Genomic DNA, 18514 nt, shown 5'->3' on the forward strand with positions numbered 1-18514 from the left:
GGAAAAATATGATGGACCTGCAGTTAAATGAAGAATTAGTATTTCGTAATATTAAAGTGGACACAGACAAAGAAGTCCTTGCCTATTTAGCAAACAAACTCTATCAAAAAGATTATGTAAAAAAAGACTATATCGAAGCGATTCAAAAAAGAGAATTTGAATATCCCACAGGGCTTCCATCTACACCACCGATAGTTGCCATTCCACATGCCAATTATGAATTAGTCAGTCATACGACATTAGCAATAGCAACATTAGAACAAGCTGTTGATTTTCATAATATGGAAAACAAAAATGAAACCCTGCCCACAAAAATCGTTATCATGATGGCTATTAGCGAACCTCACGGGCAAGTTGAAATGTTACAAAAAATTGTTGGAATCATTCAGAACGAGACATTACGAAAGAGAATGATCTTAGCAGAATCGGATTTTGAATTACTTACTTTATTAAAACAGGCGATTGCCTAAAAAATAGGAGGAATAGAAATGAAACGAATTTTGATTGCATGCGGGAATGGAATCGCAACCTCAACAGTAGTAGCTTCCAAAGTAAAAGAATATTTAAGCGAACACGGTGTTGAAGCAACCACGACTCAAACAAAGTTGATGGAAGTTCCCAGCAAAGTACACGATTACGACTTGTTAGTAACAACTGGTCAATTTGAAGGTCAAACTGGAGATATACCTGTTATAAAAGGAATGCCTATATTAACAGGAATTGGGGCTGAACAAACGATGACAGAAATCTTGAATTATCTAAAATAAAATCAAGGGAGAAAAACGATGAATTATGTGATGAATGTATTCAATTTCTTTATTGACGCGGGACCGACCGTGATGCTTCCGGTGATAATTACGATTATAGGTATGATATTTGGTTTGAAACTCTCCAGAGCATTCAAGTCCGGATTGACTTTAGGTATCGGTTTTGCCGGAATCAAATTAATCTTAGATTTTATGACCACCAATGTTGGACCTGCAGCTAAAGCGATGGTTGACCGCACTGGCGTGCAGTTAGACGCTCTAGATGTTGGTTGGGGTTCAATTGCTGCCGTTACATGGGCATCTCCGATTATTGCATTGCTGATATTTGCTATCTTAATTGTAAATATCGTTCTTTTGATTTTGAAACGAACTCAAACGCTTGATGTTGACATCTGGAATTATCACCATATGGCGATTGTTGGCGTAATGGTTTATTTCGTAACAAAAAATGTTTTTTTAGGTGTTGGCGCTTCAATTGCAATGGCAATTATTACTTTTAAACTTTCAGATTGGTCACAGCCATTAGTTGAGGACTTCTTCGGTATTCCTGGTGTTTCTTTACCAACAGTTTCTGCTTTGTCCTCGCTAGTCATTGCTTGGTCACTCAATTGGCTACTAGATCGGATTCCTTTTTTTAGAAATTCTAAATTTACGATCAAAGATGCCCAAAGATACCTCGGATTCTTTGGGGATTCAATGATCATGGGCGGTGTGATTGGCATAGTCATCGGTTTTCTAGCTGGGTATGATATCAAACAAATCCTTCAATTAGGGGTGAGTATGTCCGCTGTTCTTGTGTTAATCCCGAAAATGACTTCTCTATTTATGGAGGGATTAATGCCAATCTCAGATGCTGCTCAAAAATGGTCGCAAAAGAAATTTAAAGGACGAAGATTATTTATTGGATTAGATGCCGCAGTCGTAGTTGGAAATCCTGATGTTATCACAACTGCATTGATTATCATTCCTTTGACCATCGCAACAGCATTAGTCTTACCAGGAAATCGTGTGTTACCATTTGCCGATTTAGCTGTAGTTCCTTTTCGTGTAGCCATGGTGGTTGCATTGACTCGCGGAAATTTGCTTAAAAATATTGTTATTGGATTAGTTGTCACTGCATCATTACTCTGGTGTGGATCAGCGACTGCTCCTGTTTTGACAGCAATCGCGAAATCAGTTGGGATCAATCTTGGAGCAAATGCTATGTTGATTTCTTCATTTGCAGCAACATCAATGATCCAAAGCTATCTTGTGTTCTTAGCGTTTACTTATAACCCACTTATTGGGATTCCGCTTCTATTACTAATATTTGGTGGTGTTTGGTACTTTTTTGAAGGAGTGAAAAAGATTAATCGAGAAATAGCTGCGGAATAGAGAAGACCATAGCATCTATTTCATGCTTGAAAAAGGGGAGAATCAACTTTGAAAATTTCTAAAATTACCGTATACAAGGTGAAACCTCGGTGGATATTTGTAAAACTTTCTACCGATGAAGGAATCGATGGCTGGGGGGAAATGATTTCTGGTACAAAAACGGAAACAGTTGTTGCTGGGGCATATGAAGTAGGAAATCGATTTTTAATTGGAAAAAATCCATTTGAAATTGAGCGTTTATTTCAAGAAATGCACCGTTCATTTTTCAGAGGGGGACCAATTCATGGAACGATTGTATCTGGATTGGAAATGGCATTATGGGATATCAAAGGAAAAGCTTTAGATATTCCCGTTTACGAATTATTGGGAGGAGCAGCGCGTGACCGCATCAAAGTCTATTCCTGGATTGGTGGTGATCGCCCTAATGAAGTCGCTGACCAAGCGCAAGATCGCTTTGATCGAGGGTTTACTGCTGTAAAAATGAATGCGACAGAAGAACTACACTATATTGACTCCTACGAAAAAATTTCGGAAGTTGTGGATCGGGTTTCCTCGATTCGGAATCGCTTTGGCAATAAATTGGATATTGGTGTTGACTTTCACGGTCGAGTTCATAAACCAATGGCAAAAGTTTTAGCAAAAGCATTGGAACCATATCATCCAATGTTTTTGGAAGAAGTTGTTCTTCCAGAAAATGAAGAATATTTTTCAAATGTAGCAAATTCTGTCGCTATTCCTTTAGCAACGGGGGAGAGATTATATACTCGTTGGCAGTTTAAATCGATTTTTCAACAAGGTGCGATCGATATTATCCAACCTGATGTTGCATTGTGCGGAGGTATATTAGAAACCCGTAAAATTGCAGCTATGGCTGAAGCTTACGACATTGCCGTTGCACCACATGCTCCATACGGTCCAATAGCTCTAGCAGCCACACTGCAAGTTGATGCCTGTACACCAAACGTTTTTATACAAGAGCAGAGTTTAGGTATTCATTACAACAAGGGATTTGACTTACTAGACTTTGTCAAAAATAAAGAAATCTTCCAATATAAAAACGGTTACGTAGACTTACCAACTAAACCTGGACTTGGTTTGGAAATGGATGAGGAACGCATAAAAGAAATCGCACAAGAAGGACTAATTTGGACAAATCCTCAATGGAAAAATTATGATGGTACTATTGCAGAGTGGTAAAGTAGAAGGGAAGATAGGATGGCTGAAGCAAGTATTATTCTCATTTTTTTGCTACTTCTTTTAGGTATCCAGATAAAAGAACAGTCTAAAATCAGATTATTTGCTAAGACTAGTAAAATTAAACGAAGGCTCTCTCTTTTTCTGATGTTGATAATACTCTTAACCTTTTGGCCCCAAATTTTGGCTGATCAAATTAAGTTGATGGCTTTCGCAATCATGATCGGTTCGATTGGCTTTTTAAAAGAAGGATTGGGAGAAAAGCAGCTCATTAAATTTGGGCTCTTAAATGGTATGTATCAGCAGTTCACGACTATCCAAATTGAAGCAACATCAGAAAAACAGACCATTGTTACCTTTTATAAGTTTAAGCATAATCAGCTTTCTCTCTTTTTTGAAGAGGAGTTTTCAGTAATAGCAAATTATTTTATCAAATTAGGATTATCTTCCAAGATTACGAGTGAAAAAATAGCAGATACAAAGAAAAACAAATAAAGAATCATGTAAGATAGATGTCGCGGGTAAAATTGCAAATTCTGAAGCTTAGGTTATTTCTTTTAAAAGTCAGATTAAAATTGACTTTTAAGAGAATAGCTTAAGCTTTTTTTGCTAAACTGTTTAGCTCAAAAAATATTTCTTTGAAGAATAGAAAAACACAAATGGTTCAAATCATTATGTCATAGTTTCCCTTTTGAGCTAATCTTTTTGTTGGGATTGGGCATTCAGCTATACTTAAAGCATACTTGAAAAGCGGAGGATATTATTTATGAATGAGATCATTCAAACATTTAGTGAGCGGAAGGAGGAGTTGTTGCGAGCGATCTTTGAACATTTAGCCATTTCATTGAGTGCGCTGATTTTAGCGATTCTGATTGCGATTCCATTGGCGATCTTACTGAGCCAAAAGAAACGAATGGCAGAATTTGTTTTACAGATCACAAGTATTCTGCAAACCATTCCCTCGTTGGCATTATTGGGATTGTTGATTCCTTTTGTTGGTATCGGCACCGTTCCAGCCCTTATTGCACTGGTGGTTTATGCCTTACTGCCAATTTTTCAAAATACGTATATCGGACTTTCTGAAATTGATCCATCGATTGAAGAAGCAGCGGATGCCTTCGGTATGTCTCGCTTGCGAAAACTATTCAAAGTGGAATTGCCTATCGCGATGCCGGTGATTATTTCCGGAGTACGGACAGCGTTGGTATTGATCATTGGAACGGCTACATTGGCCGCATTGATTGGTGCTGGCGGCTTAGGGACCTTTATTTTACTGGGGATCGACCGCAATGATCCTAGTCTGACACTTCTCGGGGCCATTAGCTCGGCTTTATTAGCGATTTTATTCAGTGGGTTGATTCGTTTTTTACAAAATCGCAGTATGAAAACAACACTGATTTCTTTGGGCGTTCTTTTTCTAGGGATTGGCGGGATTCTTTTTGCCCAATATAATCCAATTTCAACGAAAACAGTAACGATTGCCGGCAAACTCGGCTCGGAGCCAGATATCCTTATTAATATGTACCAAGCTGTCATTGAAGAAGAAGACCCTAGTTTAACGGTTGAGATCAAACCCAACTTTGGGAAAACCAGCTTTTTATTTAGTGCCCTTAAAAATGACCAGATCGATATTTATCCCGAATTTACAGGTACCGTATTAGAAAGTCTGGTCAAAGTTCCGGAAAAGACCAAAATCGATGGTTCTCCAGAGGCAACGTATCAAGAAGCAACAAAATTACTTAGTGACCAGTTTCATATGCGTCTGTTAGAGCCAATGACTTATGAAAACACCTATGCCTTAGCCATGCGTCGTGAGCAGTCAACAGAGTTAGGGATCACCAAAATCTCCCAATTAGTTGCCCACGAATCAGAGCTGCGGGCTGGGTTTACTTTAGAGTTCATCGATCGAGATGATGGCTATCGTGGCATCCAAAAACAGTATGGATTGACTTTTGATTCTGTCCAAAGTATGGAACCGGCACTACGTTATCAAGCAATCCAGAGCAAGGATGTGGATGTGATCGATGCTTATTCAACAGACAGTGAGATCAAACAGTATGATTTGGTGGTGTTAGAAGATGATCGCCAACTTTTCCCACCGTATCAAGGCGCCACATTGATGAAAGACGAATTTGCAGCTGAACATCCGCAAGTTGTCAAAGCATTGGAAAAACTATCAGGAAAAATCACAGAAGATCAGATGATTGACATGAACTATCAAGTGAATGTGGAGAAGAAACAACCGGCAGATGTTGCTCGTGATTTCCTGAAAAAAGAAAAGATTATTGGGGAGGGAAACTAAATGGAGCCAATTATTGAATTTAAGCAAGTTGCCAAAGAATTCGAAGGCCAAGTCGTATTAAAAGAGTTAGACCTCTCCATTCATCAAGGAGAAATCTTCGTACTGGTAGGTCCTTCTGGAAGCGGAAAAACCACCTCCCTCAAAATGATCAATGGACTGATCGAACCGACGGAAGGCAATGTTTATTTCAAACAAAAACGAGTGAAAGACTATCAACTGCAAAAACTACGCTGGAAAATCGGTTATGTGTTGCAGCAGATCGCGTTATTTCCAACCATGTCGGTCAAAGAGAATATTGAAATCATTCCAGAAATGTTGGGATGGGATAAAAATCGTCGCAATCAACGGGTCAATGAACTGCTCACGGAAGTTGGGCTTGAGCCAGAAACCTTCAAAAAACGAATGCCGGCAGAACTTTCTGGGGGACAAAGCCAGCGGATCGGGATCTTGCGGGCGTTGGCAGCAGAACCTGACATCATTTTGATGGATGAACCCTTTAGTGCACTTGATCCGATCTCTCGCACGAATCTGCAGGATCTCGTATTGGATTTGCATAAGAAATTAGGCAATACGATCGTCTTTGTGACCCACAATATGAACGAAGCCTTAAAACTCGGGGATCGAATCGGGGTAATGAACGAAGGCAGGTTGGTTCAATGTGATACACCTGAAAAAATACGGACAGAACCTAAAACGGAGTTCGTTCGGGCCTTTTTTGATGAAACACAAGGAGCACAGAAAAATGACTCTCTTCAGGCAATTATTGATGCTGGCTATTATCAAAACGTTTCTCCTTTGCAAGAAGGGATAGCTGTTGATGTGAAGACGCCTCTATCACAGATATATCAAATCTTGACCAGCCATGAAAGTCTGATAGTGACAAAACAAGAACAAGTCGTCGGTGAAGTTCGTCGTTCGGATATTTTTCATTTTTTAAGTCAGGAGGAGCAAGATGAAAAAATATGATGTCATTGTTGTAGGCGGTGGTCCTGCTGGTACTGCTGCAGCCTATTCTTTTAGTGAACAAGGCAAGACTGTTGCAATCGTTGAAGCCGATCTCTGGGGAGGGACTTGCCCGAATCGTGGTTGCGACCCGAAGAAGCTGCTGATGAGCGCCGTTGAAGCACAGGCAAAAGCCGCTCACCTAGTAGGGAAGGGAATCACAGGAACGCTAGGCATTGACTGGGAAGACTTAATGGCTTTCAAGCGCAGTTATACGGACCATGTGCCTACCAGCACCAAGCAAGGATTAGTTGATTCCGGCATCGACGCCTATGAAGGAGAAGCAACATTTATCGATGATCAAACGCTACGGATTGGTTCAGAGACCCTTTCAGCGGAGCAATTCTTACTGGCTACTGGCCAACGGCCTGCAGTTTTACCAATTAAAGGACAAGAATACTTGCATTCCAGTACCGATTTTTTGGCATTGGAAAAACTACCTGACAAAATTACTTTTTTAGGAGCGGGGTATATTACTTTTGAGCTTGCTGTGATTGCGCAAGCGGCAGGAGCAGAGGTGCATATCATTCATCATAATGACAGACCACTGAAAGCCTTTGATCAAGAATTGGTGCACACCTTTGTTGAACAATTAGAAGAACAGGGGATTTCCTTTCACTTTAACGTCGAGATTGAAGCCGTCACCCAATCGAAGAAGGGCTACACATTGCAAGGAAAAGACTTTGCTTTAGCGACGGACTATGTTGTCGGTGCCACCGGTCGTATCCCAAATGTTGAATCCTTGCACTTGGAGAATGCCGGTGTTGATTATTCCAAAGGGGGGATCAAAGTCAATGACTATTTGGAAACGACCAACCCGCGAATTTTTGCTTGCGGCGATGTAGTGGCGAAAAAACAACCTAAGCTGACCCCTGTGTCAAGCTTTGAAGCAAAATATGCCGTCGCTTCTATGAGCGAGAAGGATAACCGAACAGCAATCAAGTATCCGTTGATTCCGACCATCGTTTTTGGTGATTTGAAACTGGCACGGATTGGTCAAAGCGAAAAGGAACTGGCAGAAAACCCTCATGTCCATAGTGAAACGATCGACCTTACTAATTGGTTTACCTATCGTCGTGTCAACGATCCTGTTGCTAAGCTGAAACTGGTTTACGAAGGGGACAGGGTCGTTGCGATTACCTGTCTTTCAACTATTGCAGATGAATTGATTAATCTGTTCTACTTGATTTTGGAAAAACAGATCAGTCATGAAGAGATCGCAGCATTGATTTTTGCTTATCCAACTCCTGCAAGTGATTTATCCTACATTTTATAAAGAGAGAACTACCATTATGACAACAAGCAGAAAACCTGCTTTTAGGTTCACCTTTTCTACTGATGCCACAGCTCAGTAAGAAAAGGTGAGCCTTTTTTGTCTCTTTTTCATGGTCTCTCTTAAAAAGAACGAATGGCTATTCGTGAAAAAGTTTCAAAAACTGCTTGACTTAAAGTTAAGGTGAAGCAGTATACTGTCTAACAGAGAAGGGAGTTTTTTGATGCTATTAAAAACAATCACAGATCCAGCGGATTTGAAGAAATTATCCATTGCAGAATTGCAACAAGTGACAGACGAGGCAAGAACCGTCTTATTGGAAAAAATCAGCCATCACGGAGGGCATAATGGCCCCAACTTAGGTGTAGTTGAAATGACGGTGGCATTACATACCGTATTTGATTCGCCAAAAGATAAAATGGTGTTTGATGTCTCTCATCAAACTTATGTGCATAAAATGCTGACTGGTCGGGGAGAAGCTTTTTGGGATCCTGCTCATTATAGTGATGTTTCTGGTTACACCAATCCTAAAGAAAGTGACCATGACTTGTTTACAGTCGGTCATACCTCTACTTCATTGTCTTTGGCAAATGGTGTTGCCAAAGCGCGGGACTTGAAAAATGAAGAGGGAAATGTGATCGCGGTCATAGGTGACGGCTCATTGTCCGGTGGTCTAGCTTATGAAGGTTTGAACAATATCGTTGAGACTGGAACCAATACGATCGTGATCGTAAATGACAACGATCAGTCGATTGCAGAAAACCACGGAGGTCTCTACAAAAATCTTCGAGACTTACGTGCAACGAAAGGGCAAGCAGAAAATAACTTTTTCAAAGCGTTAGGTTTCGACTATCATTACCTTGACAATGGGAATGATCTCACCGCATTGATCGACCTATTTACTCAAGTTAAAGATAGCGACCACCCAGTTGTCTTGCACATTCATACCATTAAAGGGAAAGGCTTCAAGTTTGCGGAAGAAAATCGAGAAAAATTCCATGCTGGTGGACCATTTAGCCTTGAAACAGGGGATTATCTTGCTGCTAACGCCGGTGGAGAAACCTATTCGACAGTAACGTCTAACTATCTTTTAGAAAAAATGGCGCAGGATCCAACCGTCGTCGCTGTGAATGCAGGTACGCCGATGGTCCTCTTTACCCCTGAACAACGGAAAATTGCGGGCAAACAATTTGTTGATGTAGGGATCGCAGAGGAACATGCCGCAACCATGACTGCAGGTCTGGCAAAAAATGGCGCAAAACCGGTTTGGGCAGTTTTTTCTACCTTTATGCAACGGAGCTTTGATCAGATTTCTCATGATCTATCTTTGAACAATGTGGCGGGAACGATCTTAGTTTATGGGGCTTCTGCCTTTGGTATGAATGATGAAAGTCATTTAGGAATCTTTGATATTCCATTTTTGAGCCATATTCCTAATCTGGTTTATCTCGCACCAACCACTAAAGAAGAATATTTAGCGATGCTGGATTGGTCCATCGATCAAACAGAACATCCGGTAGCAATTCGTGTTCCAGTTGGTCCCCTTGAATCAGGAGCAGCAGACCAAACCGACTATCGTCAACTGAATAAAAATCAATGCATTCAAATCGGCAGCCAAGTTGCCTTACTTGGTGTAGGGAACGCTCTTGGATTAGCTAAAAAAGCAGCTGCTACACTAGAAACAGAACTAGGGATCAAACCGACGGTCATTAATCCTAAATTTATTTCTGGTTTAGATACGGAGACATTGTCTGGTTTAGTCACTGACCATCAATTGTTGATCACACTTGAAGATGGACTGCTTGAGGGCGGCTATGGTCAAACCGTCGCTAGTTATTTAGGAAAAGCACCGATTCGGGTGATCAACCTTGGCTTAGATAAAGCCTTTCATGACCGTTATCAAGCTGGCGAACTATTGCAAGAGAATGGATTGACCGTTGATGCAATTCTTCAAGCCGTTCGGGAAGAATTTTCTAGTACACACTAAGCAATTTTACAGTTAAGAAAAATCAAACTCGAGCAAGCACAAGAAAAAGCGGCTCTTCAATCAACCATTGAAGAGCCGCTTTTTTGATAAATGTCGTCTGCTTTAGTTTCCGCTAAAACAGACTGTAAATCATTATGTCACCATCCATTATGTCATAGAAACCTTAAAGTAACCATAAAAAGAGTTTGACAGCCTTTTTTGCAAGCAAACCAACACAGCTCTTAATAACTCTAGGTTCTTTTAGCAGCTTCGTCACTAATTTTATTTGCACAGCCGCCAAATGTTTGAAAGCATTTGATAATTGGCGGAAAAAGTGGTTAGATAGTTTTGAGAGGATATGGACGACTGCGACTTGTCGTCTTGAGTAAAAAAGGAGCGTGTTCATGAATTATTACCATCGATTTGTTGCCAACGTCCCATTAAGACGGTGGACCGTGTTACTATTTATTTGTGGCGTCTTATTTCTATTTCGCAGTATGATGACCATTATTTTGTTAACCTTTATTTTTACTTATTTAATTTTCAAGTTGGTTCAGCTGATTCGTAAGAAAGTGAATGTTTCCATCAAATTGCTTTCAATTGTGTTGTACTTGATCGTGGTCTTCTTGGTATATTTAGTTATTACCAAGTACGTACCAGTCATTCTGGATCAGTCTGCCCAATTAATCAAATCAGTCACTGATTTTTATCAAAAAGCAGACTCTAACAACGAATTATTGGAGTATTTGCTGCATATGGTTCAAACAAGCGATTACGTCCAAAAAATTCAAAATGGGGTAGTGGTCGTTATTAATTATCTCTATAATTTCGGTGAGTTGGCGTTAACGGTATTGATCTCTTTCTTGTTGAGTTTCTTCTTTATGATCGACAATAAAAAGACCGTCGCCTTTTCGCAACTTTTTTTGCAAGGGAGCGCTTCGTGGTTTTTTGAAGACGTTTATTATCTCGCAAAAAAATTTACCCGCGCATTCGGTAGTGTGATCGAAACCCAGTTATTGATTGCCGTTGTTAATACAGTGATTACGGTACTGGCATTAGCTATCATGGGCTTTCCTCAACTGTTAAGCTTGGCACTGATGATTTTCTTTTTGAGCTTGATTCCGGTAGCAGGAGTCATCATTTCCTGTATTCCATTAACGTTCATTGCCTATACCGTCGGCGGACTCAATGATGTTGTCTATGTGTTACTGATCATTATTTTTGTTCATGCCCTTGAGTCTTATGTACTCAATCCACGACTTATGTCCCACAAAACGGAGATTCCAATGTTTTATACCTTTATCGTCTTATATTTAGGCGAGCATCTCTTTGGGATTTGGGGACTGATCGTTGGGATTCCATTGTTCACCTTTTTATTAGATTTAATGAAGATCAAACAAGTGCCGTCGATCCGGGATGCGCTTAAAAAAAGCGCGCCGAGTGAAGGAGACTGACTGAACAATCAGCTACCAGACGGAATGCAGAAACGCCTAGATTGATTTTTCTCAACTAGACGTTTCTTTTTGTTTTCTGGTACACTTGTTTGTAGTAAATCGCCAATTTAGGATGGGAGAGCGCTATGCAAAAAATATATCTTGTAGAAGATGACACCACGATCGTTTCTGTTTTAGCAGATTACTTGAGACAATGGGGATATGCGTGTCATCCCGCAAAAAAATTTGATGCTATTTTGACAGAGTTTCATGAGGTAGATCCTGATTTGGTGCTTTTGGACATCTCACTGCCTTATTATAACGGGTATCACTGGTGCCAAGAAATTCGCAAGGTTTCTGAAGTACCGATCATTTTTCTTTCGTCGATGGACCAGCAAATGAATCAAATCATGGCCATGAATATGGGCGCGGATGATTATTTGACGAAGCCCTTTGATTTGGCTTTCGTTTTGGCAAAAATCCAAGCACTGTTGCGTCGAAGTTATCAATATAGTCACCAACAAACATTGACCTTCTCATTAGGTGAACTCACATTTTACCCAACTGAAAACTTGTTAAAAAATGAAACGGAGCATTTGCCCTTGTCGCCGAATGAATCTCGGATTCTGTCCCTGCTTTTGCAACAGCAAGGGAAAATCGTTCCCAAAGAGACGATTATTGAGATGCTTTGGAATAGCGAAGAGTTTATCGATAACAATACATTAGCCGTTAATATGACCCGTTTGCGAAAGAAATTGAGCCTCATTGGATTGTCTGATTTGATTCAAACCGTCAAAAACAAAGGCTATTTGATTGAAAGGGAACAAGCCTATGAATAATCTAAAGGAGTATTTTTTACTGTACGGCAAGTTCTATTTGTTTTTTCTCTTGTTTAGCGGCGGACTCTTCGGGTTGTTTTTTCTCCATCATCTCCCCTTAGAGCCCTTCGTAGATTATCTGGTGTTTACGGGAGTGATTTTAGGACTGCTTTCTATCTGGCAGTATATTCGCTATGCTCAAAAAAGACGCCAGCTACAAAATTTGTTGGCCAAAAAAATGCTGACGGAAGCGGCGCTCGCCTTTTTGCCTGCTGCTAGGAATGGGATCGAAGAAGAATACCAGCAACTACTCAAGCGGCAAGCCAAAGAAAAAACTACTGCTGAGTACAAAGCCGCTTTGAAAAACGAAGAAATCTACGAAGACTTTGGGCTGTGGCTGCATCAGATCAAAACCCCATTAGCAGCAATGGACTTATTGGTGCAAAGCGATGGATTATCGCCAACTGACGTCAAAGCCGAATTATTCAAAGTGAATGATTATTTGCAGATGATGCTGAATTATTTACGGCAAAATTTAACCAATGAGGATTTTGTTTTCGAACCGATCGTGTTGCAGCCCCTCATTCGCCAAGCCATCAAAAAATATGCTTTGTTTTTCTCAAAAAAAGACTTGCAGCTGGATTTAGCCATTGACTTGACCGTGACTTCCGATCGAAAATGGTTGACGTTCATTTTTGAACAAATTCTTTTTAATAGCCTGAAGTACACGGAGACAGGGGGAATCCGAATTTTCACTCAGGACAATGCCCTGTTGATTCAAGATACCGGGATCGGCATCCGGCAAGAAGATTTACCGCGGGTTTTTGAGAAAGGCTATACGGGACAAAACGGGCGCTTTCAGCAACGAGCCAGTGGCTTAGGGTTATATTTGAGCCAGCAAGCGGCAGAAAAAATCGGCTGTCAGCTCACGATTGATTCCCAGGTAGGGAAGGGAACCACTGTGGCAATTCATTTTCCCACGAAAGACTTCTTTTGAACGCAAACTTTCAACACTGTAAGTTTGCGTTTTTTATTGTAAGTCGCTTTTTTCTTCTCAACGGCTTATGCTAAAAAGGAAAGGGGAGAGAGTAATGCCACTATTAAATATTCAACAAGTTAAAAAAGTCTATCAAAGCCAGTTAAACGGCCAACCAGTGGAAGCATTGAAAAATATCACCTTTGCCGTAGAACAAGGGGAATATGTCGCAATTATGGGGGAATCTGGTTCTGGAAAAAGTACCCTGTTGAACTTGATGGCAACACTGGATCAGCCAACAGCAGGTGTGCTTGAGCTAAACGGTGTCGATTTGACGACGATCAAAGAAAAGGATGCCGCCAGTTTTCGTCGAGATCATTTAGGATTTGTTTTTCAAGATTTCAATTTATTGGACACCTTCTCCGTCAAAGACAATATTTTGCTGCCATTGGTCTTATCGAAAGTGCCCGTCAAACAAATGGAGCAACGATTACAACCATTGGTACAGACACTGGGAATTGCCGACCTCCTGCAACATTATCCCTATGAATTGTCTGGCGGCCAAAAACAACGGGTCGCAGTGGCACGAGCCATCATCACAAAACCCGATCTTTTACTAGCAGATGAACCGACTGGCGCTTTGGACTCAAAAACCTCGGATCAATTGCTGGCACTGTTCCAACAAATCAATCAAAATGGGCAGACAATCATCATGGTCACTCACAGTTCCATCGCAGCAAGCCGAGCACAACGGGTATTATTCATCAAAGACGGACACGTCTTCCATCAGCTTTATCGCGGAGAACGAACCAATACAGCTTTTCTAGAAGCCATCTCGGAAACCATGACGGCTGTCTTTGCAAAGGAGGAGTAAGGAATGTTCTTTCAAAAAATCGCCTTCTCCAATTTACGTAAGAACACCAAGGCCTATGCACCGTTTTTACTGTCCATGAGCCTGCTGGTGGCGGTTATTATGATGACGCAAATCATTGTGAATAACCCCGGGATGAATAAGCTGCCAAGTAGTCAAAGTGCTATTTTTATGTTTCGACTAGGAAATATCATTTTAATGATTTTCGCCGCCATCTTTTCCTTTTACACCAACAATTTTTTGATCAAACAACGTCAAAAGGAGTTTGGGCTATACAATGTATTAGGACTAGGAAAACGAGAAATTGCATTGGTGGTCTTTTGGGAACTTTTTTATAGCTGTCTCATTAGTCTGGTCGCAGGACTAGTTGGTGGTCTGTTGTTTGCACGACTGGGATTTCTAATTTTAAAAAGAATTCTAGACGTGGGAGCCTCCTTTGTCTTTGAGCTTTCTGTGGAAAGTATCGGCCTTGTGATTCTCTATTTTTTGATCGTCTATGGCTGCTTGTTTCTATTTAATATGCTCCAAGTCCGGAGAACCAAGCCAATCGAGCTTATGCAAGGAAGCAAGCGTAACGAAAAAGAACCGCGAGCAAAAGGTTTTTTAGCCCTTCTAGGAATCATCTGTTTGATAGTGGGGTATACGATCTCTGTCACCATCCAGTCGCCGATCAGTGCATTGGCTCTCTTTTTTGTTGCGGTGATTCTTGTGATCGTTGCTACGTATCTGCTGTTTATTTCCGGCAGTATTAAAGCCTTGCAATTTTTAAAGAAACGTTCCACGTATTATTATCAAACGACCCATTTCATTAATGTGTCAACGATGCTTTATCGGATGAAACAAAATGCTGCAGGTCTGGCTAGTATTTGTATTTTGTCGACGATGGTTTTAGTGACCGTTGCTACAACAGCCAGCCTTTATTTTGGCCAAAAAAATGTGGTGGAAACTCGGTATCCTTATGACTTCCAAATCGAATCCGAGGCTGATTCACAACAATTGAACAGCACCATCGATGGTCTGGAAGGGAAAGTAACCCTCAAAAACCGACACCAAGTAACTACTACTAAAAACTTGCTTTTCACCGTAGATGGAAATACTCTGACTCCTTCGACTACATTTGAAGATAACAGCGAACACTTAGAAAAAGCTGTCTTTCTCATATTCCTGACAAGTACAGAATACCAACGAATAACGGGGAAAGAAGGACCAGGGAAAAATGAATTATTGGTATTTCCAGAAAATTGGACAAATCAAGCCTTGCCGAAAGAGCTAACGATCGATAATAGTTCGTTCACTCTTCGATCACTCACGGAGTTGCCACCTTTTACCCAAGCAGAAAATCCTGTTCAACAATTGGTATTAGTCGTTGATGATGCATGGCTTTCAGAAAAACTAAGCACATGGTATCAGGAAAAAGATTTTCTGATGTACCAACAGCCAGCAGTAATCACCGTTTTTGATTTTCAAGAATCCGATGGCAGTAATCGAGAAGCCCTCAGCAAAGAGATTCAAGAGAAATTGCGAAAGACTGATCCCAATGCGAGCATCGAATCAAAAGATCTTTTCCAAATACAGACGAAAACCTTCACAGGCGGATTCTTTTTCTTAGGTTTGATCTTTGGACTGATCTTTATCTTAGCAGCTACATTGATCATCTATTACAAGCAAGTCTCTGAAGGAATGGAAGACAAAGAACGCTTTGAGATCTTGCAGAAAGTCGGATTAAGCCACAAAGAAGTCAAACAAGTGATTCAACAGCAAGTATTGATGATTTTTTCTTTTCCGCTGATAGCAGCCATCATCCACCTTGCGTTTGCGTTTCCTCTGATTCAAAAGTTACTTTTACTTTTCGGACTTACCGACCGCAACTTACTGATCAGCGTGACGGTTATTTCCGTCGTGGCATTCGCGGTGGTTTATCTACTGGTGTACCTCATTACAGCAAAAGTCTATTACCGACTTGTAGAACGAGAGCAATGACTGCTGTTGTTGCTATAAGCTAAATGGCGCAATAAAATACCCAAAGGAGAGACGTTTCTTTAGCGTTACAGAAACGATTGACTCTTTGGGTATTTTTTATTTTTGCTTAGATAACTCTGCTTGTTTTCACCGATTCATTACGCTAGAAAAGATGATCCCTAATCACCGCCAGTAGAACCAGAAGCAGCCTCTGCAAAACAAGCAATCCGGATGCTTACGCCGAAAAAGAGGCGAGGGGCAATAACCTGATTTTTGAACTATTTGTTTTTTCGCATCGTCATCACCACTAACGGAATGGTTAATGTGATGTAACCAATAATAGAGGCCACCAGTACATAGAGCCACGTATGGGAAATATGGAAGACATTCGTTACTAAAACAGCCACGCCCATAGATACAAGATAGCAAATAAACAATTGAACAAAACGTTTGAGATTCATCGATTTTCCTCCACAACAGCAAATTTATTAGGAATAAACACAGGAATAGAAACAGTTAGGTTGAGTCATTGATCGGATACTATTGGATCACTTCCAGCATAACATCCATCTGATCGGCAGGCACATTGCCAGCATAGTTCGGTGTTGCGAGAGAAAGACCACCCGTATGGTTGAAAAACAGATACATTGCCCCATGGTGATCTTGACGATCTTGCCTACCATCCAACACTTCACCGACTGAAATCTAGGTATTGAGCTTGACTTCACGGATTTGATTCGTTCCTTCACTAAACACATGAATCGTTTTTGTAGGAATTGTGGTAATCGTTGCTTGATAGCGACTGATGAGAGAATCATCTGAGAGGAATTCTTAAAAGTCACTTCCGAATTCTTTTGATCGATTGCAACAGAATCAGGGACATTGTATCCTTCAAAAGAAAATATCAGCAACGACGCTTGTTGAGTCATATCCACTTGATAAGGATAGGCGCTCGCAGATTCTGTTGTCTTTGTTGCCACAGTTTCGTTTTGAGACGGGCTAGTAACTTCAATCGCAGGATCCGTTTCAGCTAGCGAAGCAGACGTAGAAGAAGATGATGATTCTATGGTTTCGCTAGTCGCTGGGCTTTGACTACTGGGATATTCCGTGGCTTTTTCTATTCCTTTTGAAGAACAACCGCTTAACAGCAAGGTAAAAGCAGGGGAACAACTAACTTTCTTTTCACGGAATAAATAGGTCTTCTCTCGCTAATTTTTGATTATTATAACATATTTAGTGTCCAAAGTAAGGCAGAAGATAAATCATCTCAATCAAATTACGATAATACCAGTCTTTAAAAATACCAACTCCAAATACGATTCCTAAAACTAAGCCAATGGCTAAGAGAATCAGGAGCATATTGACCAGCATCATAAACCGATAATTGAAGTGCCAGTTACTAACGATATAATCTAGAGGATTTTTCCGTTGTATATTTTCAATGATCGGAATTTTGTTCAGGGCAGGAATCGTATCATGAAAATGTTGGAACAGAACAAAATCTTTCTTTGTCAACACATCACTAAAAATGTTGTTATCCGATTGAAAATCAAAGTAAGCCCAAAACATGATTTCCTCATCTTCCGGCTTTTCATAGCGATTTAATTTCCGCGGCTTCAATGAAAATGCCGAGATAGAAGAGTAGGGATAACTGAAATAGGTCTGACTGTCTAAATAGTCAATAATAACCAGAAACAGAATACGTTTTTCTGTAAAAACAAGTAATTGATTGTTTCGGGTATCCTTGAACTCTTTGACATACTGCTTTGCCCGTTCTGTGCGTGCGTAAGATAAACCGCTGATTCCTTGCTTACTGATAGCAAGATTGCCAGAACTTGTAAGAGGAAGATAGCCTTGAACAGTTTCGTCTTTCTCTAAAAGAGATTGGATATCCATGATCAGATCCTGAAAAAAGATATAGGTTTTGCTGTCCTCTAAAAGATGACTTTTCTCTTCTGATGTGACCTCATTTCTTAGCCGACGATTTTCTGAATCTACGATCTGCTTAAAATTCATCACTATTCATCCTTTCTTTCCAAATTTTTTTAAGAAGTTTTTTGCCGCGAGATAGGTGGTTATAAATTGCTGTTGTCTGTAAGCCAAGCTGTTGGGCGATTTGATCGGGACTTTCCTGATAAAAATAATACAAAAGAAAAATTTGTTGATCGACTGCAGTTAATTCTTCCAGCCAAATCAGAAATTCTTCCTCCTTCAATGGTGACTCTTGGAAAGCCAGCTGGCCGTGCTCCGCGATATCTTCTTGTTGAAACGATTGATTCAACTTGCGTTTGCGGTCGATTGCGCGGCTTCGAGTAATTAATAAGACCCAAGTGACAAAACTGCTTTTCTTAGGATCATAAGCTTCGATTTTCCGCCAGATTTCATAGAATACTTCATTTGCTACATCCGGCCAATCACTCTGTTCATGGGGAGCCGGTAAGATTCGATGAATGGTCATAAGAATACTTGATCCATAGTTGTCAATCAATTGTTCCAAGCCGGAATAATCTTTGATTTTAATCAAATGAATGAGTTGTTGATCGTCCATTTCTTCACCTCTTTATCTATTATACGAAGGC

General features: G+C 40.4%; 18 protein-coding genes. 14 read left to right on the forward strand and 4 right to left on the reverse strand.

Annotated elements, in window-relative coordinates; all coding sequences use genetic code 11:
• Positions 1 to 11: 11 nt before the first annotated feature.
• The 14 genes from Q0A12_RS02470 to Q0A12_RS02535 all read left to right on the forward strand — a co-directional run bounded on the left by Q0A12_RS02470 (position 12) and on the right by Q0A12_RS02535 (position 15956).
• Positions 12 to 470 carry a PTS sugar transporter subunit IIA gene (locus Q0A12_RS02470; RefSeq protein WP_291291157.1) on the forward strand — a complete coding sequence of 153 codons (459 nt, stop codon included), beginning with the start codon at positions 12 to 14 and terminating at the stop codon, positions 468 to 470.
• A gap of 18 nt (positions 471 to 488) precedes the next feature.
• A complete protein-coding gene (locus tag Q0A12_RS02475; protein WP_291291128.1) occupies positions 489 to 767 on the forward strand; it encodes a PTS sugar transporter subunit IIB in 279 nt (92 codons plus the stop codon).
• An 18-nt stretch (positions 768 to 785) separates the two neighbouring features.
• Entirely contained in the window at positions 786 to 2141 is a 1356-nt protein-coding gene (locus Q0A12_RS02480) for a PTS transporter subunit IIC (RefSeq protein ID WP_291291129.1), read from the forward strand.
• A 48-nt stretch (positions 2142 to 2189) separates the two neighbouring features.
• Complete coding sequence (dgoD, locus tag Q0A12_RS02485) at positions 2190 to 3338, forward strand: galactonate dehydratase (protein ID WP_291291130.1); 1149 nt, start codon at positions 2190 to 2192, stop codon at positions 3336 to 3338.
• A gap of 18 nt (positions 3339 to 3356) precedes the next feature.
• Entirely contained in the window at positions 3357 to 3830 is a 474-nt protein-coding gene (locus Q0A12_RS02490; RefSeq protein ID WP_291291131.1) for a hypothetical protein, read from the forward strand.
• A gap of 271 nt (positions 3831 to 4101) precedes the next feature.
• Positions 4102 to 5637 (forward strand): ABC transporter permease/substrate-binding protein, encoded by a 1536-nt coding sequence (locus Q0A12_RS02495; RefSeq protein ID WP_291291132.1) that lies wholly within the window; start codon positions 4102 to 4104, stop codon positions 5635 to 5637.
• Positions 5638 to 6603: an ABC transporter ATP-binding protein gene (locus Q0A12_RS02500; protein WP_291291133.1), complete on the forward strand. Its 966-nt coding sequence runs from the start codon at positions 5638 to 5640 to the stop codon at positions 6601 to 6603. It abuts the gene before it with no gap.
• Entirely contained in the window at positions 6590 to 7915 is a 1326-nt protein-coding gene (locus Q0A12_RS02505) for an NAD(P)/FAD-dependent oxidoreductase (protein ID WP_291291134.1), read from the forward strand. The genes Q0A12_RS02500 and Q0A12_RS02505 overlap by 14 nt, the downstream gene beginning before the upstream one ends.
• Positions 7916 to 8135: 220 nt before the next feature.
• Entirely contained in the window at positions 8136 to 9899 is a 1764-nt protein-coding gene (locus tag Q0A12_RS02510) for a 1-deoxy-D-xylulose-5-phosphate synthase (RefSeq protein WP_291291135.1), read from the forward strand.
• 383 nt (positions 9900 to 10282) lie between these two features.
• Positions 10283 to 11332, forward strand: coding sequence for an AI-2E family transporter (locus Q0A12_RS02515; protein WP_291291136.1), 1050 nt, complete (start codon positions 10283 to 10285; stop codon positions 11330 to 11332).
• A gap of 125 nt (positions 11333 to 11457) precedes the next feature.
• The gene (locus Q0A12_RS02520) at positions 11458 to 12150 is read left to right on the forward strand and encodes a response regulator transcription factor (protein WP_291291137.1); all 693 of its coding nucleotides are present in this window, start codon (positions 11458 to 11460) and stop codon (positions 12148 to 12150) included.
• Positions 12143 to 13126, forward strand: a complete 984-nt coding sequence (locus tag Q0A12_RS02525; RefSeq protein WP_291291138.1) for a sensor histidine kinase — start codon at positions 12143 to 12145, stop codon at positions 13124 to 13126. The genes Q0A12_RS02520 and Q0A12_RS02525 overlap by 8 nt, the downstream gene beginning before the upstream one ends.
• A 94-nt stretch (positions 13127 to 13220) precedes the next feature.
• A complete protein-coding gene (locus Q0A12_RS02530) occupies positions 13221 to 13979 on the forward strand; it encodes an ABC transporter ATP-binding protein (protein WP_291291139.1) in 759 nt (252 codons plus the stop codon).
• A gap of 3 nt (positions 13980 to 13982) precedes the next feature.
• Positions 13983 to 15956 (forward strand): ABC transporter permease, encoded by a 1974-nt coding sequence (locus Q0A12_RS02535; protein ID WP_291291140.1) that lies wholly within the window; start codon positions 13983 to 13985, stop codon positions 15954 to 15956.
• Between the two features lie 257 nt (positions 15957 to 16213).
• Here Q0A12_RS02535 and Q0A12_RS02540 read toward each other — a convergent pair whose 3' ends face one another.
• The 4 genes from Q0A12_RS02540 to Q0A12_RS02555 all read right to left on the reverse strand — a co-directional run bounded on the left by Q0A12_RS02540 (position 16214) and on the right by Q0A12_RS02555 (position 18483).
• Entirely contained in the window at positions 16214 to 16396 is a 183-nt protein-coding gene (locus tag Q0A12_RS02540) for a hypothetical protein (protein WP_291291141.1), read from the reverse strand.
• 79 nt (positions 16397 to 16475) lie between these two features.
• Positions 16476 to 16622, reverse strand: coding sequence for a hypothetical protein (locus Q0A12_RS02545; RefSeq protein WP_291291142.1), 147 nt, complete (start codon positions 16620 to 16622; stop codon positions 16476 to 16478).
• Positions 16623 to 17168: 546 nt separating this feature from the next.
• Positions 17169 to 17951 (reverse strand): hypothetical protein, encoded by a 783-nt coding sequence (locus tag Q0A12_RS02550; protein WP_291291143.1) that lies wholly within the window; start codon positions 17949 to 17951, stop codon positions 17169 to 17171.
• The gene (locus Q0A12_RS02555; protein WP_291291144.1) at positions 17941 to 18483 is read right to left on the reverse strand and encodes a sigma-70 family RNA polymerase sigma factor; all 543 of its coding nucleotides are present in this window, start codon (positions 18481 to 18483) and stop codon (positions 17941 to 17943) included. Before Q0A12_RS02555 ends, Q0A12_RS02550 begins: the two co-directional genes overlap by 11 nt.
• Positions 18484 to 18514 lie beyond the last annotated feature (31 nt).

The sequence above is a fragment of the Enterococcus sp. genome (genome assembly GCF_022711995.1).
GTDB lineage: Bacteria > Bacillota > Bacilli > Lactobacillales > Enterococcaceae > Enterococcus_D.